Here is a 25394-nt window from a genome sequence, read left to right as displayed (position 1 = left end):
GCATGGTCAACTCGTGCGATCGTTTCGCATTGACGAAGCTGGAAAGACATGGCTCGGCGCGAGGCGGAATCCGCCGGGAGTCAACGGCTCTCGATCCAGCCGCCGCCGATGACCTCATCCCCCGCGTAGAACACCGCCGCCTGGCCCGGCGTCACCGCGGCCTGGGGTTCGTCGAATTCGATCCGTACAGCGCCCGGCTCCGCACACGGATGGATCACGGCCGGCGCGGCGACATGGTGGTATCGAATCTGAACATCGGCTCGTATCGGCGATTTCGGCGGCTCCATCAGCCAGTTGACACCGCTAACGCTCACAGTGGGTGACATGACGGCGTCACGTGATCCAACAAAAACCGTCTGGGTCGAGGCGTCCAGCCCTGTGACATAGATCGGCGAACCGGTCGCGACCCGCAATCCTCGCCGCTGGCCGATCGTGAAATTTGCGAGTCCATCATGCGTGCCGAGAAGGCGGCCGTCCACATGCCGAATTTCCCCCGGCACGAAGGCGGACCTCCGGCGTGATCGGACAAGTCGCGCGTAATCGCCGTCGGGGACAAAGCAGATGTCCTGCGATTCCGGTTTATCGTGCAGCGCGAGCCCGAAGCGGCGGGCGTGGTCGCGCACTTCCATCTTGGTCATTTCACCCAGCGGGAAGAGCGTCTGCCGAAGCGTCTCCGCTCCGATGCCGAACAGGACGTAGGACTGGTCCTTCTCTCGAAATGCGGCCCGCCGCAGCCGCGAGCGCGGACCGTCATGATCGATCCGCGCGTAATGACCCGTGGCAATCATTGATGCATCCACCACCCGGGCGTATTCCACGAGTTTGCCGAATTTGAGCCATTGATTGCATCGCACGCAGGGGTTCGGCGTGCGGGCGTTGGCATATTCCTCGACGAAATAGTCGACGAGCCGTCCGAAGTCCTTTTCGAAATTCAGTGCGTAGAATGGAATGCCCAGTCGGCCGGCGACGGCTCGGGCATCGGTTGCGTCAGCGGCGGAGCAGCAGCCCTTGGACTTTGCGTGACCGCCGGAATCGTCGCTCTGTCCACTGGCGATCGGAAGTGAGATGGTCCGGTCGTTGCCCGTTGCACAATTCGCCCCAACGGTCGCCGGGCTGCCTGCCACCTGATTTTCCGCGCCGAGGCGCATGAAAACACCGACGACATCGAAGCCTCGCTCGCGGAGCAGGCACGCGGCTACGCTGCTATCGACACCGCCGCTCATGGCGACGAGAATCCTTCGGCGTGATTCCATGGGTTTTAGTTTAGTTAGCGAGAAGTGGCGGGGCAATGCGAAGCGCGAATGGCCGCTGTTTTTCGGCCGCTCGTGAATGCAAACGCCCCGTTTTGTCGGAGCGGGGCGGTTCCGGTCCGAACATGCCATGCGGAGCAGGGTTCTCGGGGTGTGATGTCGAGCCAGGCGTTCATTGAATTCAGCGAATCCGAATCCGTGCAGGTGGGTCGCTTCACATCGGCCGGCGCATCGGTTCGATTTGATGAAGCATCCACGGCCCGGGTGGTCGATCGACTACGACAGGCGTCGCAGCGTTTGCGGGCGGCGTCGGTTATGCCCGGAGCCGCGATCGTGATGCCGACTCATCTGGCGATGCCGCGGGGCACTGCCGCGCCGCATCCATTTCCACCGCAGGCGACCCACGCGATCGAATGGGTGCGAACGGCGGCCGAAGCGGGCTTTCGAATGCTGATAGTTCGCGAGCCGCGACTGGATGCCGCGAGCGACGGGGGTCGGCGGATCGAGGACGAGCATGCGAATCTGCTGCGCGTATTGCAGGCGATTCGATTCGACGCCGAAATGCTTGGCTTGCGGATCGCGGTGTCAGTCGGCCATGAGATGCTGGGCACGCCCGCCATGGCGCGTGAGTTCATTGATGACTGCAACTCAGCGTGGGTTGGTGGCTGCGTGTGCCTGAATGATCCGTCCGTTACATCGCGCCCGACCGATTGGGTGAATTCCCTCGGACGCCGGCTTTTTGCAATCCGTATCGTCGGCGGCATAACCCCGGCCCAGCGCGACGCGCTTCGGACAATTCGCCGGCTTGTAGCGCCATCGGACGAATTTGTGATTTCTGTGCGGAGCGACGCGCTTCTCGACGACCTGAATGAGTGGATCTGATTCACCAGCGCCCCGCGAATGCCGGACGATGCTGACGTGGCGCGACTTCGGGCTTTTCGGCGGCAATTGCCGGAATGCGCTATTCGAGGCTGTCAAGCGTGGCTACAATTCCGCACCTGGCAGAGCGAAGGGCAGTTCGCCATCGACAAGATCGGCCGTTTCGGTGTCACGCTGGATTTCACATGGAGTGACTCATGAGCGTCAGCGAAGACGATCTGAAGTATCTCGACGAGAGCGACGAGAACGACACCGACTCGAGCAGCGACGCGGTCGGGGTGGACGAAGACAACGATGTGCAGCCCGACAGTCTTCCGCTCTCCGGAACGATCTCCACGTCGATGGATGAGTCCGCATCCGATCCGGCGAAGCGCCCGCGCATCCCCAGGCTGCTGCCGATTCTGCCGATTCGCGACACGGTCGTGTTTCCGGGAACGATTGTTCCGCTCACCGTTGGGCGCGAGAAATCGAAGCGGCTGGTCGCGGAGGTCAGTAAAGGAACGAAAATTCTCGGGGCGGTCGCGCAACAGCGCGGCGAGGTGGAGGATCCCGCGCTGGACGACCTGTATCGTGTCGGGACGGTCGTCGCGATCCTCAAACGCCTTGAACTGGCGGACGGCAGCCAGTCAATCATCGTCCATGGCCTGACGCGGTTCGGCATTGAGGACCTGGTACAGACTGAGCCGTATCTGATCGCAAAGGCCAATCCGCGGGACGATGTTCACGTTGAATCAACCCGAATCGAGGCGCTCGTCGAGACCGCTAAGCGGCTGGCCGAGCGCGTCATTGCCTTGACACCGGGTGTGCCGGAAGAGGCGTTGACGATTCTCAATAACATATCGAAGCCCGGCGCGCTCGCCGACTTCCTCGCAGCAAACCTGTCGCTCGGTCTGATCCAGAAACAGGAACTTCTCGAGACCTTTGATGTCAGCGATCGACTGGAGAAGATCAATACCGCGCTGGCGAGCCAGCTTCAGATTCTTGAGTTGTCGAACAAGATTCACAATCAGGTCAAATCCCAGATCGACAAATCGCAGAAAGAATATTATCTGCACGAGCAATTGCAGGCGATTCAGAAGGAACTGGGATATGTCGACGGGCGCGAGGCCGAGGTTCAGCGTATTCGGGAGGCGCTTGAGAATGCCAAGCTTCCCGAAGCGGTTCAGAAGGAGGCCACGCGGGAACTGGATCGCCTCGCGCGGATGAACCAGGCTTCGCCTGAATTCAGCGGCATCGTGGATTATCTGGAGTGGCTCAGCGAGTTGCCCTGGTCGGTCGCGACCGAGGACAATCTTGATCTTCCTCGCGCCGAGGGCATCCTGAACGAGGATCATTACGACCTCGATAAAGTCAAGAAGCGCATTCTCGAGTTTCTCGCCGTGCGAAAGCTGAATCCGACCGGTCGCGGTTCGATTCTCTGTTTTGCCGGTCCGCCTGGTGTCGGGAAGACGTCACTTGGTCAGTCGATTGCCCGCGCAATGGGGCGAAACTTCATCCGCATGTCCGTCGGTGGTGTTCGGGACGAAGCGGAGCTTCGCGGCCATCGGCGCACCTACATCGGCTCGATTCCCGGCCGAATCGTTCAGGAGATTCGCAAGGCGGGATCGAACAATCCAGTGTTCATGATCGACGAGGTTGACAAGATCGGCAGCGATGCGGCCCGTGGCGATCCTGCCAGCGCACTGCTCGAGGTGCTTGACCCCGCGCAGAACAACAGTTTCCAGGACCACTACCTGGGCGTTCCGTTCGATCTGTCGAACGTGATGTTCATCTGCACGGCGAACTACATGGAGATGGTGCCGCCCGCGCTGAAGGATCGCATGGAGGTCATCGAGATTGCGGGCTACACCAAGCTTGATAAGAGCTGGATTGCGAAGAAGTACCTCGTGCCGCGGCGCTTGAAGGACAGCGGCCTCAAGCCGGGTCAACTGAAGTTTGACGACGGCGCGCTGGAGTTGATCATCGACTCCTACACGACCGAGGCGGGTGTGCGCAATCTTGAGCGCGAGATCGGCTCCATCTGCCGCGCCGTGGCAGCGATGATCGCGCAGGACAAAAAACCGCCGACGAAGATCGGGCGGGCGGACGTGGAGAAATTTCTCGGTCCGACGAAATTCGAACACGAAATCGCCCTTCGAACAAGCACGCCCGGCGTCGTGACCGGCCTGGCGTGGACGCCGGTCGGCGGTGTGCTGCTTTTCGTCGAAGCCACGGCCATGGAAGGCCGCGGGAATCTCCAGTTGACCGGCCAGCTCGGTGAAGTCATGCGCGAGAGCGTTCACGCGGCGCTAAGCCTGCTGCGCACGAATGCCGCGAAATACGGCGTGGATCCGCACGCTTTGCTCAAGCAGGACATCCATGTGCACGTGCCTGCGGGAGCGATCCCGAAGGACGGTCCGTCTGCCGGTATTGCCATGTTCACGGCACTTGTTTCTTTACTGACGAGTCGGCCATGCCGAAGCGACGTCGCGATGACCGGCGAGGTGACGCTGCGCGGGCTTGTCCTGCCCATCGGCGGTCTGAAGGAGAAGGCGCTCGCGGCGCACTATGCAGGCATCAAAACGGTCATTATCCCGGACCGTAATTTGAAGGACCTCGTCGATATTCCCGCTGAGATTCGCGACCAGATTCAATTTGTCGCCGTGAAGAACGTCGACGACGTGCTTGCGGCCGCGCTTCGGGAATCGACACCGAAGCGGACCGCCGGCAAGCGTGAACGAAAGTCTGGCTCGAAGCGCACCGCGTCGAAACGGAAGAAGAAAGCCGCGGCCCGATAGCGATGGATTCGTGGATTGTTAGAGCTCCTGCGGCGATCGGCGGCCGTCGCGGATTGACCATGAACACCCAATGGCCCGAGTCAGCTTTACGCAGAACATTCAGAGGCATGTGAACTGTCCGCCTTGCGATGTGGAGGGGCGGACCGTCCGCGAAGTGCTCGATCGGGTGTTCATCGAAAACGAGCGTGCACGCGGCTATGTGCTTGACGAGCATGGCGATTTGCGCAGTCACATGGTCATCTTTGTGGATGGCAGAACTGTGAAGGATCGAAGATCGTTGAGCGATCCCGTCGGGCCGGATAGTGCGGTGTGCGTGATGCAGGCGCTGTCGGGCGGGTGACATCGGGTGCGATTCATGGCATCGGCAATCTGCTTGCCGTGCCGGTGGCGTGGGGAGATTCAACCGGAGCGAATCAGATGAGTGGTCGAATTCTTGTCGCAACCCGAAAAGGGCTCATGATTTACGAACGTGCCGCGGGCGGGGCATTTCAGATTTCGAAGACGGCGTTTCTCGGCGACAACGTTGTGTTCGCGATGGTCGATCCGCGGGACGGCGCGCTCTATGCCGCACTGAAACATGGCCACTTCGGCGGGAAAATGCACCGATCCGACGACCGTGGCGCGTCGTGGGAGGAAATCGGCGTCCCACAGTATCCCGAGCCACCCGGCGGCAAATCGCCGGATGTCTGTCCGGCTCGCCAAATAGAGATTCCCTGGAAGCTCGACCTGATCTGGGTGCTCGCGCCCGGCGGCATGGATCAGCCGAGACTGCTCTGGTGCGGCACGATTCCGGGCGGGCTATTCCGCTCGACCGACCGCGGAGCGACGTGGCAACTTGTGCAGTCGCTCTGGGAAAATCCCGCGAGAAAGCACTGGTTTGGCGGCGGCTACGATTTTCCCGGAATTCATTCGATCCTGGTCGATCCGAGAGACTCGCGCCGCGTCACGGTCGGCATCTCCTGCGGAGGCGTGTGGCAGACAACCGATGGCGGCGAGACGTGGGAGTGCCGCGCGACCGGCATGAGGGCGGCCTACATGCCGCCCGAACTGGCAAATGACCCCAACACGCAGGATCCTCACATTGTGGTCGGGTGTCCGGCCGCTCCGGATTACATGTGGACCCAGCATCACAATGGGATCTTTCGTTCGACTGACGGTGCCGCCTCGTGGCATGAAGTCTCGCCGGGCGTCAGCGGGTTTGGATTTGCCTGTGCGGTGCACCCGGCCCACGGGGATACGGCGTGGTTCGTGCCGGCCATGAGTGACGAAAAGCGAATTCCCGTCGATGGCAGGCTCGTTGTAACGCGGACTCGAGATGGCGGTCGAACCTTCGATGTGCTCTCAGCCGGCCTGCCGTCCGAACATGCGTACGACATCGTCTATCGCCACGCCCTGGACGTGGACGCTACCGGTAGGTGCCTAAGCTTTGGCACCACCACCGGCTCGCTTTTTGTCAGCGATGACGTGGGCGACCATTGGCGGATGCTGTCAGCCCATCTCGCGCCGGTTCACTCCGTGCGAATGGCGTGAATCGCGGTGCGCAGCCTGCGCCGGCTCGTCATTCGTTTCGCAAAATCCCCGAAGCCCGATACAATTCAGGCATGACGCCTTCTCGAAAAAAACGACTGACCGCCTACGCCAACTGCGCGGGTTGAGCCGGCAAGCTCCCGGTGGAGGCCATGGCGCACGTGCTGCGTCAGTTGCCGCGGTCCGCTCATCCTGACCTGCTTGTCGGGCATGAGCACTTCGATGATGCGGGCGTGTTCCGCATACGGGAGGATTACGCGCTCGTTCAGACCCTCGATTTCTTTCCGCCTCTGGTCGACGACCCGTTCACTTTTGGCCGGATTGCCGCGGCCAACGCGCTGTCCGATGTCTATGCAATGGGCGGCCTGCCGCTCACGGCCATGAACATCGTCTGCTTCCCCGACAAGGAACTGCCGCTTGAGATGCTGATGGAGATTCTGCGAGGCGGCGGCGAACGGTGCGCCGAGGCCGGCGCGGTCATTGTCGGTGGCCACAGCGTGCGCGATGCGGAAGTGAAATTCGGCATATCGGTGACAGGCTGGGTCGATCCCCGTTGCATCTTCACGAACGCCGGTGCCAGGCCGGGCGATGTGCTGATCCTCACCAAGCCGATCGGCAGCGGAACGTTGACCACCGCTCGAAAGGATGATCGCATTGCGGATGAGGATCTCGTCGAAGCCGTTTCCGTCATGATCGAATTGAATGCCGGAGCTCGCGATGCAATGGTCGAAATCGGAGCTCATGCGGCGACTGACATCACGGGCTTCGGCCTCGTGGGTCACGCATTTGAAATCGCCGAGGCTGGCAATGTCACCATCGAGATCGATGCCGGCAGCGTGCCACTCCTGCAGCGCGCCGCGGAGCTTGCCGAGGCCGGGGTGCTGACTCGCGCACACAAGGGAACGATTGCTCACCTCGCCGATCGACTTCGCATTGAGGACGTCGCGCCATGGCTGGCCAAGCTGCTTTGCGACGCACAGACCTCTGGCGGCCTGCTCATCGCCGTCCCGGAGGAAAAGGCCGACGCACTGGTGGAAGCTCTCCAGCGCCGTCGGACGCCGGTCGCGATGCCGATTGGTCGTGTGCTTTCTCGATCGGATGCGGCCGTTGTGCTGCGTGCCTAAGGACGGCACTTTCCGTTCCATTCGCGACCGATACAATCCCGCCCGATGCTTGGTCCTTACCTGGAACTGCCGCGAACCGTTCACATCCTCTGCCTCGGAACGCTCATCAATCGTGCCGGGTCGTTCCTGCTGATGTTTCTGACGATTTATGTCGGGGACCGGCTTGGATTCGGCCCGAGATTCGCCACCTTCTGCATCGGCGTTTTCGGATTCGGATCACTTTGCGGCGCGCTGTTTGGCGGGCAATTCGCCGATCAATTCGGCCGGAAGCGGGTGATGGTGTTCAGTCTGATCACCGGCTCACTGATCCTCGCCGCGTTTCCCCTGATCTCCAGTCGCGTCGTCATGGTCGTCGCGATTCTCATGTATGCCATGATCATGGACATGTACCGTCCTGCCACGTCCGCGATGATCAGTGATATCACACGTCCCGATCAGCGCGGACTGGCGTTCGGATTGCTTTATATCGCCATCAATCTCGGGTTTGCCTGCGGCGCGGCCATCGGTGGTACGCTCGCGAAGCACTCGTTTGTGCTCCTGTTTCTGGGCGACGCCGCAACGACGCTGACCTACGGCTTGATCATCCTGATTCTGATTCGCGAGAGCATGCCGAAGCGCGAGACGATCGCGGGGGGCGGCATCGCTCGCATAGCCGGATGCCCGGGCGAAGCTCAGGTGGGTTCCAGTGAAGGGAGTGCATCCGCCCCGGCGCCGCCGGTGTCGGATCCGACTGATATTCCCCGCGTCTCCGTGGCTGTCGCGGCTGCGCACATCGCGCGCGATTGGGCGTTCCTCGGATATTGTCTGGGCTCATTCATCGGCGCGGTGATCTTCATGCAAAGCATGTCAACCCTGCCGCTGCACCTGAAGTCGCTGGGATTCGGACCGGATGAGTACGGTTGGCTCGTTGGAATGAACGGCATCTTGATCGTCATCTTCCAGTTGCCGATGACCTCCCTTTTCTCACGGTTCGAGCGAATGAAGGTGATCGCCATCGGCGCGGTGATTCTCGGAATTGGCTTCGGACTGACGGCTTTCGCGAAAACAGGCATTCATTTCGCCGCTACCGTCGTGATCTGGACGGCAGCCGAACTCATGCAGGCCCCGTTCACGCAGGCAGTCATTGCCGATCTCGCGCCGGTGTCGATGCGGGCGCGATACATGGGTGTTTTCACGATGTCCTGGTCGGCCGCCATGATGTTCGGCGCCCCGGCGGGCGGCTACATGCTGGATAAGTTTGGCGGCCAAACGCTGTGGTTCTCTTGTTTTTACGCGTCAATCGTGGCGGCTGCGATTTTCGTACTGGTCATGCCGGGCATTCGCGCACCAAGACACATCGCAGAACCCGGAACCGCCCGAGTCTGAGCCGCGGGCGACGAGGCTTGCGCCGCTCGAACAATCCCCGCACTTGCCTTCTGCGAGACTTGCACCGACGATGGGACGCGCATGAACAGACCGCCAACATCCGACGCACGCGTCGAGCCGCCATCGAAGGCGGTTGCACCGTGGGTCATCATCCGATCGCCCACGCTTCACCCCTTTGTCTACAAGCGCATGGTGTTGCGCGCTTCGCCCGATGCCAGGCCCGGCGCGGTTGTTCAGGTCTATGCGAGGCTCGGCTCATTCTGCGGACGCGCAATTTACAATCCGAATTCCATGCTCGCGCTGCGCATGCTTACTTTCGACGAGACCCCCGTCGATGAGGCGTTCTGGCCTGCGCGGCTGCAACAGGCCGTCGCATTGCGCAGGGCCCTCGGTGTCGATGCCGCGAGCGATGCCTATCGACTGGTGCATGCCGAAGGCGACGGTCTCAGCGGCCTGATTGCGGAGCGATATGCGGATCATCTCGTGTTCGAATTTTTCTCGCTGGGCATGTATCAGCGGCGCGAGCTGATCGCGAAATGTCTCATCAAAGCGCTCGGTCCCCCCACGGTGCTTGATCGAGGAGGGGCGGTGAGCGACCAATGGACCGTCGTGATGCGCGCCGATGAGCGCATCGAGGAACTGGAGGGCTTTCGCGTTGACAGGTCGGAGCGTCAGTATGATGGCACCGTAACGATTCGCGAAAACGGCATGCGATTTCGCGTCGATGCCGCCGAAGGGCACAAAACAGGATTCTTCTGTGATCAGCGCGAAAACCGCCGGCGGCTGGCCGCGCTGTGCACCGATGCGGATGTCCTCGATCTGTGCTGCTACACGGGCGGATTCGGCATCGCCGCCAGGGTGCTCGGCGGCGCGCGGGAGGTCACCAGCGTCGACCTCGACGAAGCGGCCATTGCCGTCGCCAGGAAGAACGCGAATCTGAACCAGGCGAGGGTGAGCTTCACCCATGCCGACGCCTTTCACTACTTGCGTCAGATGATCGCCAACAAACGCCAGTACGATGTCGTCGTCTGCGATCCGCCGAAATTCGCGCGGCAGCGAGACGAAATTGACGACGCCCTGCGAAAGTACCACGACCTCAACGGTCTCGTTGCCCAGGTCGTTCGTCCCGGTGGAATCATGCTCACGTGCAGTTGCAGCGGGCTTGTCTCCGCCGAGCGATTTGGCGAGGCCGTCCACCACGGCGCTCGGAAATCAGGTCGCCGGCTGCAGCGATTCGATCAAACCGGCGCGGGGCCGGATCATCCCGTCATGATGAATTGCCCGGAGTCGGAATACCTCAAGGCCATGTGGTTCCGCGTGCTTTGACGGGAAATACCACGTCCGTGGAAAAAGTCCACCAGCCTGGGTGCCGCGGTCGTTGATTGCCCATTTGCCGGAGTGGTGGCGCCACGTCAGATGCATCACCGAAAAGCTCGTTCACGCCGCGCCGCCCGCATCGGCCCAGACGCTGTCGGTAATCTCATTGACGATGAATTTGCAGTCCGCTACACGACGATGGAACCACTGTCTGCAGCCATCGCGGCACCGGGGCGCACGCCGACGAATTCAAGCCGGCGATGGAAACACACGACCGGATTACGGAAGAAGCAAGACACGGTGTGTCCAGGACAGGCTGTTAAGCGAAGACCCGCTCAACCGCCCAATATGAACCAATCAGGCCGATGACCAGTGACGCAGGAATCACCACGCGACGACGATACCATGCCGCCTTTCGCCACCACCCGACGGCCGCGAAGGCAAGCCCGATGACCACGATCTGGCCAATCTCGACGCCGATGTTGAACCCTGCCAGTGCCGCGACCTGTGTGCCCTGTGGTATTCCCAGCTCCAGCAGCATGCTTGCAAAACCAAGCCCGTGAAGCAGGCCGAAGGCGAATACCACGAACGGCCGCCAGACATTCAGCTTGCTCGTGACGACATTCTCAAATGCAACAAAAGCGATCGAAAGCGCAATGAGCGGTTCAATAACGCGCGCGATCGTGGCATGGGACAACGTAACGACACCCAGCACGGCCAGAGAGAGCGTGATGCTGTGTGCGACAGTGAAGGCCGTCACCTGCCAGAGTAGCGCGCTCCATCGTGTGCTCAGCAGAAAAAGCCCGATCACGAAGGCGACATGGTCCAGACCCAACGGGAGGATATGCGCGAATCCGAGTTCCACGAACTGGCGGCCGACGGCGAGGAACCCCGGCCTCGTGGACGCCTCACCGTTCAGGTCCGCCGATTTTGAGAAGTCAAGCTCGAACGCATCGCTGCGCCCGCCTGCATCCATTCGCTTCACGACGGGGGCGGCTGATCCGCACCGTTGGAACAATATCACATTTCCGAAGGTCTTGGAGCAGGAAATCGAAAACGTCCGGGCACCTTCGGGAGCGCTTCCGAAAAGTCGGATCCGACGATTCGCGGCCACCGCTCCGTGAGGATTCTCGGCTGCCTTCGTTTCGTTCCGAATCAGCATCAGATCGTATTGGTCCGGCACGTCGTCGAAGCGCAGCTTGATTCGGCGGCGGATGAAGTCGTCCAACTCCGCCTCCCGGGCCGACCGTTCGGCATCGCTCTTCGCGAGGTAGGCCTCAAGGTCAGCCGGCAAGATGTGCTCCGGCCGAACGCCGGCAAGCCACGCATCCGCATCATAGAAAATGTCAATCTCATAGGTCCCGTCGGCGTGGAATTGTGCGTTGATGTGCGTCAGTTCAACGTCATGCGCCGACACGCGCGAAGCACTGGCCATGGTCAACATGAACACCAGCAAAGTGCGCGACATCATTCTATGATCAAACCATTGCTTCATGGTGGATCCGAATCCCGGCCAGTGCCTGAAAACCAGCTGTTGGTCGGTTGTCCCTCGCCGGCCGCGCCGCCGTCGAGGTACGCCCCGTCCGGCGATTGACGATAGCCAACCGACTGAGGTGTCAATGTATCGGCATGGCCGTCGCAGAAGGCAATCACGGCCTTGCCGAGATGCCGCGGGTCGACGCCGGTTCTCGGGCTGCCGGGATCTCCGCTGCCATGGTCGGATTCCGGGAGCAGCCGCGGCGGATCAAGCGTCCAGCCGTGGTTGCCCAGTTCGGCGAAATCCGTCCCATTGTTGTTGTGAGGCTTCCGCTGTTCGGTTGCGATTCCGGCGGCCGTGCCGAGACAATCCGCTGCCATCACCGTGCTTGCGAAACTTGAGATGCTCGATCGATTGACCGGGAAATTACGAAAGACGCCGCCGCTTTGCCGAGCGTTTCCGAGAAACTGATAGTTGTAGCCGTAGGCGTGATTTCGCGCGTCCATCCGATCGGGCGCGGTCGGGCACTGATAGACTGCGCTGTCATAATCCTGCCGATCATCATCGGGAATGGGCGGATTGAAGGCGAATATGCCGACGTACTTGCCCATTGTTGCCGCCCAGCGCGGACGGTATTTCTCCCCATTGCCGACGTCGTAATAGTTTGCCGGATTGGTAGTGCCGCCGGGGGCATTAAACATCCGGCCGGGCACGATGCTTTCGGAGTTGTCATCCGCATACATGTGCCACCCGAACGCGAGCGAACGCAGACGAGTCAGGCAAAGTGCGCTCCGGCCCTTCTCGCGCGAGGCGGAAAGAGCCGGCAACAGCAGGGCGAGTATCAAGGCGATGATTGAGATCACGATTAGCAGTTCGATGAGCGTGAAAGCTGGTGATGCGTTGTTCCGGCCCGTGCGGTGAGGTTGCGAGGCATACATGGGGACTCCTGAGGTGATTGAACGAATTCTATGCGCGATCGTCACGACAGCAAACAGCCTCGCGGTGCGCGCTGCACACCGCGAGGCTGCCTATTCGTAAGCCCTTTATGTGCCTGATTTATTCCCGGCGTGCGGCTTGATCAAAACCGGCGTGCCGAAGCCGGTTCGCACTCACTTGCGCGTATAGACGATTTCCATCATCTTCATCATCTTCCCGTCCTTGTCGGCCTCGTGCATCTCGAAGACATGCTTGTCCTTGCTGATGACGCGCCATTCCATGCGGTGCTTTTTGAGCTTGCCCGTCATGCAATCCGGAGATTCGCCCGAGAAAGTGAAGCTCTTTCCGGAGCTGTCGCATTCGCCCGTACTGCTGAAGACACTGGTGCTCATGTTATCCATCCAGAGCGAGGTGTACTGCTTGGCGAAGTTGTCATAACCGAAAATCGACAGGCCGTTGAAGGGTTGGCCGTCCCATTCGGATCGGTAATCCTCCTGGATGTACCGGCCGTCGAGGATCCACTTGAAAGTGGCGGTGCCTTCGGTCGTCGTCGGCTCGCCGGGACCCATCCAAAATTTGCCCGACGCATTCCACTCGCCGACAAAGGCGTCCATGTGGCGATGATGCGGGCCGGGCGTGCCGAGCTCCTGCATCTTCTTCATCATTTCCGCCATCTCAGGCGGCATCTGCGGCTGTTTCGGGTCGCCGGCCTTGGCGGCGGTGTCATCCGAAATGACGCGCGAGGTGACAAATGCCGAGACCCCGACGAGCACAATACAAAGAACGAACGTGCGCAACGCGACGCCCAACGACAGGTACTTGCGATTCAACATGGGAGAATCTCCTCTACGATTGAGAACAAGCTCATCACCGTACACTCGACGATGACCGTGCCGCAGACGCGCGGCCGGGCTTTGATGACATGAATCTGGCTGCATCGAACTTCCAATCGCGGCAGTTGGAGGCAGGGGCCGCGTCTCCCGGGTCAGGTTACCGAACAAAGATCCAAACAATAGCCGAACATATGAGAGAAATCAAGTGGTTTTCGGCAAGAAGTGTCTGAAATCTTCGGCGATTACGTAACTTCAGTTCCAAGAACGAGTTGACGGCGCTCTATTTTCCGGTTTTTCGTGACATCCGACACACCACTCGCATTGGTTTGTCGTTGCGCTCGCTCTCGAGTGTGACCACGAGTGTTTTGCGCCCTTCGGCCTGATAGGTGATCCGGGTGAATGTGAGGCTCTTGTCGCTCGTTTCGAAGGTGGCTTTCTTGTTTTCGATCTGCGTTAGTGCGTATTCCATCGGCGCTTTTTCGTCCGAGCTGAGGTATTGCCTGAAGTGGCGCAGAAACATCGTCGGCACGCCGTTTTTCTCCTCGATCAACATAAATTCATACACAGAGCGTGCTCGATCGGCGCCCATCCGCGATGTTCCGAGAATGACACCGTCTTTCGGTGCGTGCCAGTGTTCCTGGATCGGGCCGCCGAAAATCTCTCCGTGCCATCCCCCCGACATCCAGGCGAGATCATCGATCGTAGCGTCCGGGTTTTTCTCCTGATCCGCGGGATTCGGGCTTGTGATCTCGTCGGCCGCGCAAATTCGAGTCGGCAAAACCGGCTCGTCCGGAGAATGATGATCAAACGCCGCTCTTGTGTGGCCGACCGCAGCGGTCAGCGCGATGATCAGCAGTCCGCAAGAGATCATGAAAGGCAAAACACGGTTTGATCTTGAAATTCGCATCTTAGAACACCTGGTGGGTTGACGAGGTTTGGGTATCAAAATGTCCAAAACGCGGACACCAGCGAACATGGCCGCGGGAATGCTCCGGCTCCCCCCCGGCCGCATTAATTCCATGAACGGTCGTTGAACTTCCTGCGGCAAGAATAAGGTTAGAAGGGCCCATGACTTGCCCTCGAAGCGGAACGGCATGATACCCCTTCAATCGACTCGGAGCAATCAGCCTGCTGCCAGGCCTGTGTCCGGAAATGCCACATCGTTCGCTGCACGTTGCGACGCGTCGTCTTTCATCGCGGCGGAAGCCATCTCGCAGCCGGAAACACGGCGGATTGCCGATGCCTTGCAGGCCGAAATTGCGCGGTTGTCTGACTTTCGCCATTCGTTCGGGGTTTTGGGGTTGGACCCGATTGGGTCCGATCGGCCTGAAGTCGTTGAGAAACAACTACTCCGACGGGCTTCCCGGGCTGGCTGATATCTCAGCCAGAGGCGGTTTCTGCCGATGTATAAGTGATTTATTGAACGCCGCGCGGGATGAATTGCGCGCCGCTTCACTGCACCGAAAGGACCTCATGATACTCGCAGACGCTTCCTCACATGCCGCGACGCAGTCCGCCCACCACGTCCCGAGCATCGTGTGGGTGACTCCTTTTGCGATCCTGCTTTTGTGTATCGCCGTTTTTCCGCTTGTGAAGAAGCTGGAGCACTGGTGGCACCACAACAGCAGTAAGTTGATGGTGGCTGTTGCATTGGGATTGGTGACGCTCGCTTATTACTCGATGCGTGATTTCGGGTCGGCGGTGCATGATCCGTTCGCGGTGCAGGTGATGGAGAGCGCCGGCTTTCACATCGAGGAGCATGATGGCCACCACATCGCGGCGAGGGGCGCCGCGACGGCAGTGGGCGTACTGGCAAATGCGTTGATGGAGTACCTTCCATTCATTTCGCTGCTCTTCAGCCTGTACGTGATTTCAGGCGGCATTGCCATACGAGGCGATATTCCAGCGCATCCGTTGACGAATACGGCGTTTCTCACGATCGGCGGCGTTCTCGCCAGCGTGATCGGGACGACCGGGGCATCGATGCTTCTGATTCGGCCGATGCTGCGGACGAACAGCGAGCGCAGGCACGTCGTTCACACCGTCATTTTCTTCATCTTCATTGTGAGCAACATCGGCGGCACTCTGCTGCCGATCGGCGATCCTCCGTTGTTCCTTGGTTATCTGAAAGGCGTGCCGTTTCTGTGGACGCTCCATCTGTGGAAGGAGTGGGCGTTCATGATGGTCGTCCTGCTGATCGTCTATTACATCTGGGATACACTCGCCTATCGACATGAATCAAAGCCGAACATCAATCTGGACGAGGTTCGGGTCGAGCCGATTTCGATCGCGGGCAAATTGAATTTCGCTCTTCTGGGCGGTGTTGTCTTTGCGACCGGGACATTGTCGCCGGGCAAGCCGTTTCTTGGCATTGAAGGCGCGTGGGAGCCGTTCCCCTTCTGTCGCGAACTCGTGCAGGTCGCGCTGGTGCTCGTTTCATTGATGATCACATCGAAAGCGATTCGCAAGGAACTGAACTTCAACTACGCCGCGATTCTGGAGGTGGCGTGCCTCTTCATCGGCATCTTCATCTGCATGCAGGTCCCGATCGAGATTCTGAATGCGGAGGGGGCCAAGCTGGGCATCGATGCGCCGTGGAAGTTCTTCTGGGCCACGGGGCTGCTGAGCAGCGTTCTGGACAACGCGCCGACCTATGTGGTTTTCTTTGAAACTGCCAACGCACTGACACACACGCACGTCGACGGCGAGACGATCAGGCTGGTTACGGGGCAGATCATCCGAATGGATCATCTTGTCGCGATTTCGGTGGGCGCGGTGTTCATGGGCGCGAACACCTACATCGGGAACGGGCCGAACTTCATGGTCAAGTCGATCGCGGAGCACGAGGGTGTCAAGATGCCGAGCTTCTTCGGCTATATGGTGTTCAGTGGCATGGTTCTGATACCGCTGTTTGTGCTGCTGACCTTCCTGTTCATCGTCTGATGCTATTCATCCTGCGGGCCGTCGGAGGGGTTCACCGCAGGAGACTCTCTTTCGCGGGCTTCGCGTTCGGCGCGGGCGAGCTTGTAGTCCATCAGGAAGCGCACTCGTGCCATGACTTCCGCGGGAAGCATCTTTGCCAGCGTCCGTTTTGCATCGCGCAGGCTTGTGCGGCGCGTCAGATGGGACAGAACAAAATGTTCGTTCGGCATCCGGGACAGTAGACGAGCCACATCGCGGACGTGCATGTGGTATCCCGCCCGCGCGCGGGAGGCATGGTCCGGCTCGAAGAACGTGCACTCAATGATCAGCACCCTGGCGTCACGAACCAGCGGGTTGTCGACCCAGGCACCCTCGGCCGTGTCTCCGCAGTACGCCACGAGCGGAATTTCGACATTCTGCTGAATTTCGATGCCCTGTTTCTTCAATTCGACGAGTTGCGGTCCGGTGCGGTCCGTGAATTCGGGCTTGAGTTTGTGTCGCATCTCGATCACGGCGAAACCGAGTGATTGCACGCCGTGGTTGATTTCAAACGTGCGGACGATCAGTCCGCGTCGAATCTGGAATTCGTCGCCTGGCGCAAGTCCGACGATGCGCGTTGGCGTGACATGGCCTTCGATGCGCCCCCAGACCTGCATCAGGGCTTTGATCGGATCGACGAGGGATTTCGGGGCGAGCACACATCCCGGGGCGTTCCCAATGAAGTTGCGCTGGCTGAAGTAGTAAGCCAGTCCGGCGGCATGATCCATGTGGCCGTGGGAGAGCAGTACGTAATCAATCGGCAGTATTTCGGCTGGCGCTCTGCCGACGTCAAAGCAGACGTTGAGTTCAGGGCATGCGACCACGGTTTCTTCGCCGGCGACGCTGTACCCGAGAATTCGAATGTCCCCGACAAGATGTTCGACGAGTCTGGCGCTCACGATTCTCCCGAAGACATTTTAAGTCAGGATGTCTGGTGCGTGGATGAGTGCCGCGCGGTTGTCGGCGTAACAATTCACAGGTTGCTTCCCGCTTCGCCGACGGCGCGGGGTAGGGAGTGTACTGGAAAGCCGGGTTGTTCTATAGGGAAGCGCAGTTTTTTCCTTGACACGCTGATTTGGTAGTCGTAAGTTCCAGCCTATACAACATATTGGGGTTCAGCGATGGATCCCGCATGATGTGGCGTCGGAATGCGATGTCCGTATTGCAAAGAACAGGACGACAAAGTCATTGATTCGCGTGCTGCGGATGGCGGCGCGGTGATTCGGCGTCGGCGTGAGTGTCTCGGTTGTCACCGTCGCTTCACGACGTATGAGCGCATCGATACGACGAACAAGCTGCTGGTAGTCAAAAAGGATGGCGCGCGGCAGCCTTACGAACGAGAAAAACTGATCGGCAGCGTAACAAGGGCGTGCTGGAAACTCTCACTGAAGGCCGAACAGATCGAAACGCTGGTTGATGACGTAGAAGAGGAGGTATTTCGAAAATTCGATCGCGAAGTACCAAGCGAGTACCTGGGCAAGGCGATCTCGTCGCGACTAAGAAAATTGGACAAGATCGCTTATCTTCGGTTCGCAAGTCTGTATTATGAGTTCCAGGAAGTAGGCGAGTTCATCCAGGAAGCACAGGAGGTGCTCGAGGATGAAAGCGACGTAGCCGGCCAACAGTCCTTGTTTCAGGACGAACAGTGAGCGAATGCCATGGATGGCGAAATCAGCGTGTTGAAGCGTGATGGGTCGATCGAGAATTTTGTACTGGCGAAACTGAACTGCAGCATCGGGAACGGTTTTGTGTCGAGCGGAGAGCCGCACGAGCGAAACAGCCCGACGTCGCGTGGACTCGCCGAGGCGGTGCAGACCTATCTCCGCAAGAGCCGTCCGAATTCGGCGGTGCCATCGGATCATCTGGCGGAGCTGGTCGAGCTGGTGCTGGTTCAGACGGGTTACAGCGCCGCGGGTATGGCGATTCGGCATCACCATCAGTTGCGCGAGAAGATGCGTCGATGGGTGAAAGTCGCGTACGCCCGGCCGCGCGGTGTGGGTCTGACTCAGAAGCAATGGGACAAAGCCCGTATCGTTCAACTGCTGACTTCAAATTATGAACTTGATACGCCTGCGGCGCGGGTGATCGCCGGGCGAGTAGAGCAATTGGTATTTAACTGCGGCCTGAAGGTCGTGACTTCGGAATTCGTGGAGAGCCTCACGCAGTGCGAGTTGATGGCATGGGGCCTTCTGCCAAACGCACTGCTGGTGAAGCGTTCGACGCGTGCGAGCGATTCGATCCCGCTGCCGAACCCGATCGATCCGAAGTGAAGTGGCATATTGGCGCGGGTGGATGAGCGCCGACAGCGGAACCTTTCAGGGACGATCTGCGACGGAAGCAGGTTCCGCTGTCTGTATTGAGCTTGCTGCACAACCGAGTTCGGTAACCAGCGCCACGGCCCGAACAAAAGTTTTGCAGCAGGCTCTTTCTATTTTTACCATCAAGGCGCCGGATTGACGATGACCGATTCGGTGACTCGGCATTCGGTCGTCGCACTGGCAAAGCCCGAAACGCTCCCGACCCGGCGAATCTTCGTCAGTCGAATGGTCATGGGCTGGCCTTGCCCGAATCCGGTTGAGGCAAGTTGTCCTGACGTGATGCTCGCGTTTCCATCGTCTTCGGTGGGGCCGATCTGCAGCAGTAGTTCGTCACCAAACAAGCGCTGACTGATTTCGATTTCGACCTGTTGCTGCGCGTTCGCCGCGGTCCATTCGATCATGAAGCCCGAGAGTGATGCGTCTTCGTTCGCGTTGGGCGACGTGATCTCGAAAGCGTCCGGCTCCTCGATTGTGGTTTGATCGGTGCCACGACGCGGATCGGTGACGGCGATCGTGTAACTGTCGGCGGCATTGACGATTGCCGCGTAGTCGCCGCGCGTTCCCTCGAGAACCTCGCCGTTCACTCGTACGCGCTGGCCGTCCTCGAGACGGACGCCTGCGAATCCTCGGGTGATTTCAGCGTCAACCTTCGCCTGGGATTCGTTGGCGGACCGGGAGATGACGATGGTCGCATCCGCCTGGCTCAGCGGAGTACTGGTCACAGGATTGACATTTATTCGGCAGGTCTGCCCCGACGCACAGAGCAGACTGCACGCAAGAATCGAGAATTTCTTCAACATGGATGATTCTCCAGGAGCGAGGACGGTGGCTCGAGGAATCGAAATCAGTGATTCGCCGCAAGTCAGGTTGCCGTGATGACGAGCGTAAACTCGCGGGAGTTGCTGCTCGCCGGGTCGTCGTCGTCTGTTACGGTCAGCGTGAATTGAAAGGTGCCTGCCTGGGTCGGGACACCGGAAATGACGCCGCTTGCCAGATTAGCCGGTAGAGAAAGTCCGGGCGGCAGCACGCCGTCGGTGATCTCGAATCGATAAGGCGGCAGTCCGTCTGTGACGGAGATGTTTGTTTGATAGGGCGTATTGATCCTTCCGGGCATCAATGTCGCGTCGGTTGTGATCTGAACCGCACGCGGCTTGATGACGAGTTCATCGACATCACTGATGACCTGTGCGGGATCACCGCTGTCGGTGACGGTAACCTGGATGGTTCGGCCGATTTCGGGTTCGACCGGTGTGCCGCTGACCACGCCGGTATCGGCGTTTCCGGTGAGGCCGGCGGGTAGTCCGATGTACTCAAACTCATAAGGGGGTGTGCCGCCGGTTACGTCGACAATCGACGAGTAGGCTTCCCCCTGTCTGGCCACAGCGAGGTTCAGGTTTACCATCAGCTTGGGATGCACGGTCAGTTGGTAGGACTTTTCTCCGGAGCCGACGAAGAGGCGCAGCAGGCGAATCGTGAATTCGAAGGAGCCGGCGGTCGTTGGGCGGCCAGCGATCTTTCCGGTGTCTGCATCGAGCGACATGCCTGGGGGAAGCGTTCCTTCAACTGTCCACCGACCGCCATTGGAACCCTGGGCGGAGAGGACCTGGTTGTAAAGCGAATCAACGACGGCGTCGGGGAGGGCGGAAGGCAGAATCGTGAGCGCTTCGCCGTCGCAGGTCGCGCCGCCCGTCGCGAACAGAACGAGGGCCAAGAGCGAGAATTCGGGCCGTCTGGTCATGGGTATCACTCCGACATTCAGGCGAGGAGGTGGCTTGGCGGACGCTGCTGGAACGTTTCACTCGGGGCGAAAGCAGGGTAAATTCCCCGACTGTGGTCAAGCGGCTCTGCAAACGTATATAGGTGCGGCCCAAGGAGTTGTCAACGCGAATCAATCCCCTGGGCATTTTGCTGGAAGTTGATTCGGAATTGATTTGAACATTGGGGCAACATAAGCCATACTTTCCAAGTGTAAGTCGATGTCGGCCGACGGTCTTGGCGCATCTGCGTTATGGATCGTCAGGATTGTATTGCCGAAAATGACCGGAGGATGTAAATCCCGGCGGCACCCTGTGAAGCCGCCCAAAGTCCGCGGGTTCTTCCCACACCAGATACAGGCGCAGTAGTCCAGGCCGATATACTTCCCTCCAGGGCATTCGACCTCCTCTCGTCCTTCCTCAGGTTGGGCCATTCCCGCACATTCAAGGTTCGGCACGCGTGATGCGTGATTGCGCGTCGCCAAACGTAGAGGAGTCTCTCATGTCGTTCGACGATAAAACAATTGTTTGCGCGGACTGCGGTACCGAGTTCGTCCATTCCGCGGAAGACCAGGCGCGGTATGCCGAACGCGGCTTCACCAACGAGCCCAAGCGCTGTCGGGATTGCCGCGATAAGCGAAAGGCTTCTGGTGGCGGAGGTGGTGGCGGCGGCGGCCGGTCCTTCTCGCGAGGCGGCGGCGGTGGTGGCGGCGGCTATGGCGGTGGAGGCGGTCGGGGTGGCCGCGGCGGCTTCGGCGGCGGCGGTCCCAAGCAGATGTTTGATGCGGTGTGCGCCGCTTGCGGCCAGCAGACCACTGTTCCGTTCAAGCCCGCCCAGGGGCGCCCGGTCTATTGTCGGGATTGCTTCCAGTCGCATCGAAACGATTGAGCGGCGACAGAATCGGCTGGTGCGATGTCATGCGGTTGACGCCTGACGCCAGCCGGTGCTTGAAGAAGGAAATCGACGCAAGGCCCGGTCGCGCGTGTGATCGGGCCTTGTCTATTGCGCCGATGGGTCGCGCGGTGATGGCAACTCGCGCTCGGCGGCGACAAGATCGTCATAGGTTTCGCGGCGGCGTATCACGCGAAAGGTGTTTCCGCTCACGAGCACTTCGGGCGGACTCGGGCGCGAGTTGTAATGACCGGCCATGACAAAGCCGTACGCGCCGGCCGAAAACACAGCGAGCAGATCGCCGCGATTCATCGGTGGGAGCATGCGGTTCTTTGCGAGAAAATCGCCGCTTTCGCAGACAGGTCCGACCACATCCATCGGGCGAAGTCCGGACATGTGAATCGCCTCTCCGCGCTGTGTGGGGGTGAATTGCTCGCCGGGGTGAACCGGCCAGGCGAAATGATATGCCTCATACAGCGCGGGTCGGATCAGATCATTCATTCCGGCGTCGACGATGAGGAAATCGCGGTCGCCGGATTTTTTCAGGTATAGCGTTCGGGCAAGCAGGATGCCTGCATTGGCTGCGATTGAGCGGCCGGGTTCCAGAATGATCCGGAGGTTGCGTCCCCTCAGCAGCGGCAGGATGGCGTCGGCATAGGCGACTGCCGGCGGGGCTTCCTCCGAGCGGTAATGCGCGCCAAATCCACCTCCGATGTCCAGTGTATCGATCTCGAACTTTGCGGCGCGAAGTTCGTCGATGAGGGCGATGCCTTTCTGAATGGCCTGAACATACGGATCGACGCTGTTGACCGGCGAGCCGATATGCAGATGGATGCCGCAGAGCCGAACGCCCGACTGGCGGCCATAGGTATCGAAGACGCGTCTTGCACGTTCAAGATCGACTCCGAATTTCGATTCCTTTTTTCCGGTCGAGGTGTATCGGTGCGTCTTCGGATCGACATCGGGATTGACGCGAAGCGCGGCACGAACGGTCGCGCGGCGGCTCGTCGCAATGGCGATGAGGTTTTCCAGTTCGGCCTCCGATTCGACATTGAACCAGCCGATTTCTGCGTCGATGCCCTGGTTGATCTCCTCGTCCGTCTTTCCGACGCCGGCAAAAACGATTCTGGATGGATCGGCACCCGCTTCGATTGCGCGGCGCAGCTCGCCGCCTGAAACGACATCGAAGCCCGCGCCGGCTTCGCGAAGCAATCGACAGATGTGAAGATTCCCGCAGCTTTTGATCGAATAACAGATGATCGGGTCAACCGGTGCAAACGCCGACGCGACGGCGTTGTAATGGTGGAGAAACGTTGCGGTTGAATAAATGTAAGCGGGTGTGCCAATTTGCCCGGCGATTTGCGCGACAGGCACATCCTCGCAGTAGAGTTCGCCTGATTGGTAGCGGAAGTGGTCCATCGTTCGGTTCGCTGAATGTTCGTTGTTGGCGGCGCCGCCTCGTTTGTGATTCCGTATGCTGCCGGCGCGCGTCGTGTCGTCCGGCGATGTTCTTACTCGCCTCCGCGCTCTATTTCAACCCGGGCCGCGAGATGCCGTCGAAATCCGCTTGATTTCGAATGATTGACCGGCCGCATCCATCCGATTGCAATATGATCGGGGCGGGCGAGGTCAGTGACATGGAAGGGTCTCAATTCGAACAGCAACTTGGGGAAGTTCGTCGCGATCTGCTCAGGTTGTCGGCCGACCTTGCGCGATTGCAATCGCGGATCGAAGCGATCGAGCAGGCTCAATTGACGGCAACGTCCACGAACCGAGCTGCGGCGGATTACGGGTCGGCGACTGCGTCGGCAGGGGGCACGATCGAACCCCCGGGCGAAGTATTTCCGCACGAGACGAGGCCGGATCAATTCGAATCAGCGAGTTCGTTGACGGCAGAAGGAGCGTCTGTCCAGCCGCCGCCGGTGATTCGATCGCCGATTTCCGATCGAGGGATCGCTCCCTTGCCGCCAGTCGCCAAAGTTGCGGATGCGCTGGAAGTGAAGATCGGCGGCACCTGGTTGAATCGTGTCGGCGCCGTGGTGTTGCTATGCGGTATCGGATTCTTCATCAAGTACTCGTTCGAGCAGGGCTGGCTGGGCCCCGCCGCGCGAGTGGCCGCAGGGTCGATCACCGGCCTGGGTCTGATCGCGGCCGGCGAATACGCTTTGTGGCGATCGATGCGGAATTTCGCAGTCGGACTGCTGGCCGCCGGAATCGTTACGCTTTATTTTTCGACGTTCGCCGCGCAGTCTTTCTATCACCTGATTTCACCCACGGCCGGTTTTGCGCTTCATTGCGCCATCACCTTGGCATCGGCGGGCATCGCCGTTCACGCTCGGTCGCAAGCTGTCGCGATCATGGGTGTTGTCGGCGGATTCGTCACGCCGCTGGCGTTTTCGATCGACCGGAATGAACAGATCGGGCTGTTAACCTATTTGCTGGTGCTCGATGCTGGATTCCTTTGCGTCGGGATCCTGCGCCAGTGGATCTTGCTACGCTATATCTGCTGGCTGGGGACGGTCCTGCTGTTTTCGTGGTGGGGGATTCAGTACTACACGTTGGACGCCCTGCATGTCACGCTTCTGTTTCTCACGGCGTTTTACTTCCTTTTCATGTCCGAAACGTGGCTGAGTGCTTACCGGGGCGGCGCGCCGGAAGTTGGATCGCCGTTTTATCGTCGGATGCGAGCATTCGGGCACTCGCCGATTGTTCACCTCTGCAACGGCGCATACTTCACCGTGTTCTATCTTCTGGCTGAGCCGAGCTACTCCCGCTACATGGGGGGCCTTTGTCTCGCGCTGGCGGGCTTGAATTGGATGGCGGGATGGCGACTGGCCGGCGCGAATGAGGCCGCGAAGTCCGCCCGGCTTGCGCATTGGCTTGATGGTGCGTGGATTCTGGCGCTGTTTGCTCCCATTCAGTTTGACCATGAGTGGGTGGTGGCGGCGTGGGGAATGCAGGGCGTGATCACATTCGCGTTCTGCCGACGTTACCCGACTGCCTGGATTCGCGTAAAGGGATTCGCCGTTCTTGTTGCTGCCGCCGTGCATCTGATCGGCCTGGAGATGGTGAACGAATCGTTGCGGGCGGCATTTGTCACATTCGGTGACTGGTATCTTTCAAAGTCAATTGTTCTTTCGTATTTTCTTGTTGCCTGTGCCTTCGGATCGGGGGCCCTGTTACGACTGAATCGTCCGTCGAGCGACATGGATCGGCGAATGGCCGCATCGGTTGTCTTCGTCGGCTGTGTGATATTCTTCACGATCACCGCGTCACACTACGATCGGTATCTGGCGACGTGTCATTGGCTGGGGCTGGCGGCATTCTGGCTGGGAATCACCCAGCGCGATGTGACGCTGTCGGTTGTACCGGCTGCGATCGTGCTGACCAGTTGCCTTAAGTTCCTGTTTTTCGATCTCGCCGCGCCGTGGGACGACGGCTCGATCGTGAATTTGAGCGGAATCGTGCTGAATCGGGCGGTCATCACCGGCTTACTTGTGGCGCTGGCGACGCTGGTCTGCGGTCGGTTCCTTCGATGTGATGATTCGGCTTCTCCGGGTGGGGCGGCGTGTCGCAGATTGGTTTACGCGATGCCGCTTTTCTGCGCGTTGACGATACTCGCCAGCGGTTCATTCGAGATCGTGCGCATTTTTGAGCACGAAGACTGGGGTCGATCGTTTGCGGATCCTCGCCGCACGATGCACATGATTCTGTCGGTGTATTGGAGCCTCGGCGCGACGGCGATTCTGATCGTCGGATTTGTCAGCACGAATTCATCGCTCCGCTTCATGGCGATCACCTGCTTCGGACTGACGCTGCTGAAGGTCGTGCTGGTCGACCTTTCCTACCTGGAGATGGTTTTTCGAATCGTCTCGTTCGTCGTCCTGGGCGTCCTGTTACTCAGCGCATCGCTGTTGTACCAGCGAAGGTCGGCGAGGATGGGCGCACGTGGAGCCGAATCGGAGAGAACGGCCTGACGCAGGA

The 25394-nt window shown here is 59.7% G+C and carries 21 protein-coding genes; 12 read left to right on the top strand and 9 right to left on the bottom strand.

The features are described 5' to 3' along the window. Positions 1-80: 80 nt before the first annotated feature. The gene (mnmA, locus tag KF841_04430) at positions 81-1253 is read right to left on the bottom strand and encodes a tRNA 2-thiouridine(34) synthase MnmA (GenBank protein MBX3394597.1); all 1173 of its coding nucleotides are present in this window, start codon (positions 1251-1253) and stop codon (positions 81-83) included. A 153-nt stretch (positions 1254-1406) separates the two neighbouring features. Here mnmA and KF841_04425 point away from each other — a divergent pair, with 153 nt between their 5' ends. From KF841_04425 to KF841_04395, 7 genes are all read left to right on the top strand, one after another. Next, complete coding sequence (locus KF841_04425; GenBank protein ID MBX3394596.1) at positions 1407-2132, top strand: hypothetical protein; 726 nt, start codon at positions 1407-1409, stop codon at positions 2130-2132. 338 nt (positions 2133-2470) lie between these two features. Continuing rightward, positions 2471-4906: an endopeptidase La gene (lon, locus tag KF841_04420; GenBank protein MBX3394595.1), complete on the top strand. Its 2436-nt coding sequence runs from the start codon at positions 2471-2473 to the stop codon at positions 4904-4906. Between the two features lie 70 nt (positions 4907-4976). Continuing rightward, a complete protein-coding gene (locus KF841_04415) occupies positions 4977-5246 on the top strand; it encodes a MoaD/ThiS family protein (protein ID MBX3394594.1) in 270 nt (89 codons plus the stop codon). Positions 5247-5323: 77 nt separating this feature from the next. Next, the gene (locus KF841_04410; GenBank protein MBX3394593.1) at positions 5324-6436 is read left to right on the top strand and encodes an exo-alpha-sialidase; all 1113 of its coding nucleotides are present in this window, start codon (positions 5324-5326) and stop codon (positions 6434-6436) included. 149 nt (positions 6437-6585) lie between these two features. After that, on the top strand, positions 6586-7557 hold the full coding sequence (gene selD, locus KF841_04405; protein ID MBX3394592.1) for a selenide, water dikinase SelD: 972 nt from the start codon (positions 6586-6588) through the stop codon (positions 7555-7557). A 45-nt stretch (positions 7558-7602) separates the two neighbouring features. Continuing rightward, entirely contained in the window at positions 7603-8922 is a 1320-nt protein-coding gene (locus tag KF841_04400; GenBank protein ID MBX3394591.1) for an MFS transporter, read from the top strand. A gap of 81 nt (positions 8923-9003) precedes the next feature. Further along, positions 9004-10248 carry a class I SAM-dependent rRNA methyltransferase gene (locus KF841_04395; protein MBX3394590.1) on the top strand — a complete coding sequence of 415 codons (1245 nt, stop codon included), beginning with the start codon at positions 9004-9006 and terminating at the stop codon, positions 10246-10248. A gap of 310 nt (positions 10249-10558) precedes the next feature. On the opposite strand, the gene KF841_04390 is transcribed toward KF841_04395, so the two are convergent. The 4 genes from KF841_04390 to KF841_04375 all read right to left on the bottom strand — a co-directional run bounded on the left by KF841_04390 (position 10559) and on the right by KF841_04375 (position 14392). After that, a complete protein-coding gene (locus KF841_04390; protein ID MBX3394589.1) occupies positions 10559-11674 on the bottom strand; it encodes a HupE/UreJ family protein in 1116 nt (371 codons plus the stop codon). A gap of 56 nt (positions 11675-11730) precedes the next feature. After that, positions 11731-12654 carry a prepilin-type N-terminal cleavage/methylation domain-containing protein gene (locus tag KF841_04385; protein ID MBX3394588.1) on the bottom strand — a complete coding sequence of 308 codons (924 nt, stop codon included), beginning with the start codon at positions 12652-12654 and terminating at the stop codon, positions 11731-11733. A 171-nt stretch (positions 12655-12825) separates the two neighbouring features. Beyond that, positions 12826-13485: a DUF1579 domain-containing protein gene (locus tag KF841_04380; protein MBX3394587.1), complete on the bottom strand. Its 660-nt coding sequence runs from the start codon at positions 13483-13485 to the stop codon at positions 12826-12828. Positions 13486-13765: 280 nt separating this feature from the next. Then, positions 13766-14392 (bottom strand): hypothetical protein, encoded by a 627-nt coding sequence (locus tag KF841_04375; GenBank protein ID MBX3394586.1) that lies wholly within the window; start codon positions 14390-14392, stop codon positions 13766-13768. Positions 14393-14925: 533 nt separating this feature from the next. Between KF841_04375 and KF841_04370 the strand changes: the two genes are divergently transcribed. Further along, positions 14926-16428: a sodium:proton antiporter gene (locus KF841_04370; protein ID MBX3394585.1), complete on the top strand. Its 1503-nt coding sequence runs from the start codon at positions 14926-14928 to the stop codon at positions 16426-16428. Positions 16429-16430: 2 nt separating this feature from the next. On the opposite strand, the gene KF841_04365 is transcribed toward KF841_04370, so the two are convergent. Beyond that, positions 16431-17345, bottom strand: a complete 915-nt coding sequence (locus KF841_04365; protein MBX3394584.1) for an MBL fold metallo-hydrolase — start codon at positions 17343-17345, stop codon at positions 16431-16433. A 249-nt stretch (positions 17346-17594) separates the two neighbouring features. Between KF841_04365 and nrdR the strand changes: the two genes are divergently transcribed. Both nrdR and KF841_04355 read left to right on the top strand, forming a co-directional pair. Then, positions 17595-18095 carry a transcriptional regulator NrdR gene (gene nrdR / locus KF841_04360; protein MBX3394583.1) on the top strand — a complete coding sequence of 167 codons (501 nt, stop codon included), beginning with the start codon at positions 17595-17597 and terminating at the stop codon, positions 18093-18095. 9 nt (positions 18096-18104) lie between these two features. Then, complete coding sequence (locus KF841_04355) at positions 18105-18716, top strand: hypothetical protein (protein ID MBX3394582.1); 612 nt, start codon at positions 18105-18107, stop codon at positions 18714-18716. Between the two features lie 170 nt (positions 18717-18886). Here KF841_04355 and KF841_04350 read toward each other — a convergent pair whose 3' ends face one another. Together KF841_04350 and KF841_04345 are read right to left on the bottom strand one after the other, a co-directional pair. Next, positions 18887-19564, bottom strand: coding sequence for a hypothetical protein (locus KF841_04350; GenBank protein ID MBX3394581.1), 678 nt, complete (start codon positions 19562-19564; stop codon positions 18887-18889). 62 nt (positions 19565-19626) lie between these two features. Next, positions 19627-20502: a putative Ig domain-containing protein gene (locus KF841_04345; GenBank protein ID MBX3394580.1), complete on the bottom strand. Its 876-nt coding sequence runs from the start codon at positions 20500-20502 to the stop codon at positions 19627-19629. Positions 20503-21020: 518 nt separating this feature from the next. On the opposite strand from KF841_04345, the gene KF841_04340 reads away from it, so the two are divergent. After that, the gene (locus KF841_04340) at positions 21021-21407 is read left to right on the top strand and encodes a zinc-ribbon domain containing protein (protein ID MBX3394579.1); all 387 of its coding nucleotides are present in this window, start codon (positions 21021-21023) and stop codon (positions 21405-21407) included. Positions 21408-21518: 111 nt separating this feature from the next. On the opposite strand, the gene lysA is transcribed toward KF841_04340, so the two are convergent. Beyond that, a complete protein-coding gene (gene lysA, locus KF841_04335) occupies positions 21519-22829 on the bottom strand; it encodes a diaminopimelate decarboxylase (GenBank protein MBX3394578.1) in 1311 nt (436 codons plus the stop codon). 218 nt (positions 22830-23047) lie between these two features. On the opposite strand from lysA, the gene KF841_04330 reads away from it, so the two are divergent. Continuing rightward, positions 23048-25387: a DUF2339 domain-containing protein gene (locus KF841_04330; GenBank protein ID MBX3394577.1), complete on the top strand. Its 2340-nt coding sequence runs from the start codon at positions 23048-23050 to the stop codon at positions 25385-25387. Positions 25388-25394 lie beyond the last annotated feature (7 nt).

It is taken from the genome of Phycisphaerae bacterium, assembly GCA_019636475.1.
GTDB lineage: Bacteria > Planctomycetota > Phycisphaerae > UBA1845 > UTPLA1 > JADJRI01.
Note: the sequence above shows the minus strand (reverse complement) of the source record. Positions and strands in the feature narration are given on the sequence as shown.

Coding starts and splice junctions, on each gene's coding strand:
- mnmA (MBX3394597.1), bottom strand. CDS start 1,253: ATGGAATCACGCCGAAGGATTCTCGTCGCCATGAGCGGCGGTGTCGAT.
- KF841_04425 (MBX3394596.1), top strand. CDS start 1,407: ATGTCGAGCCAGGCGTTCATTGAATTCAGCGAATCCGAATCCGTGCAG.
- lon (MBX3394595.1), top strand. CDS start 2,471: ATGGATGAGTCCGCATCCGATCCGGCGAAGCGCCCGCGCATCCCCAGG.
- KF841_04415 (MBX3394594.1), top strand. CDS start 4,977: ATGGCCCGAGTCAGCTTTACGCAGAACATTCAGAGGCATGTGAACTGT.
- KF841_04410 (MBX3394593.1), top strand. CDS start 5,324: ATGAGTGGTCGAATTCTTGTCGCAACCCGAAAAGGGCTCATGATTTAC.
- selD (MBX3394592.1), top strand. CDS start 6,586: ATGGCGCACGTGCTGCGTCAGTTGCCGCGGTCCGCTCATCCTGACCTG.
- KF841_04400 (MBX3394591.1), top strand. CDS start 7,603: ATGCTTGGTCCTTACCTGGAACTGCCGCGAACCGTTCACATCCTCTGC.
- KF841_04395 (MBX3394590.1), top strand. CDS start 9,004: ATGAACAGACCGCCAACATCCGACGCACGCGTCGAGCCGCCATCGAAG.
- KF841_04390 (MBX3394589.1), bottom strand. CDS start 11,674: ATGGCCAGTGCTTCGCGCGTGTCGGCGCATGACGTTGAACTGACGCAC.
- KF841_04385 (MBX3394588.1), bottom strand. CDS start 12,654: ATGTATGCCTCGCAACCTCACCGCACGGGCCGGAACAACGCATCACCA.
- KF841_04380 (MBX3394587.1), bottom strand. CDS start 13,485: ATGTTGAATCGCAAGTACCTGTCGTTGGGCGTCGCGTTGCGCACGTTC.
- KF841_04375 (MBX3394586.1), bottom strand. CDS start 14,392: ATGCGAATTTCAAGATCAAACCGTGTTTTGCCTTTCATGATCTCTTGC.
- nrdR (MBX3394583.1), top strand. CDS start 17,595: ATGCGATGTCCGTATTGCAAAGAACAGGACGACAAAGTCATTGATTCG.
- KF841_04355 (MBX3394582.1), top strand. CDS start 18,105: ATGGATGGCGAAATCAGCGTGTTGAAGCGTGATGGGTCGATCGAGAAT.
- KF841_04350 (MBX3394581.1), bottom strand. CDS start 19,564: ATGTTGAAGAAATTCTCGATTCTTGCGTGCAGTCTGCTCTGTGCGTCG.
- KF841_04345 (MBX3394580.1), bottom strand. CDS start 20,502: ATGACCAGACGGCCCGAATTCTCGCTCTTGGCCCTCGTTCTGTTCGCG.
- KF841_04340 (MBX3394579.1), top strand. CDS start 21,021: ATGTCGTTCGACGATAAAACAATTGTTTGCGCGGACTGCGGTACCGAG.
- lysA (MBX3394578.1), bottom strand. CDS start 22,829: ATGGACCACTTCCGCTACCAATCAGGCGAACTCTACTGCGAGGATGTG.
- KF841_04330 (MBX3394577.1), top strand. CDS start 23,048: ATGGAAGGGTCTCAATTCGAACAGCAACTTGGGGAAGTTCGTCGCGAT.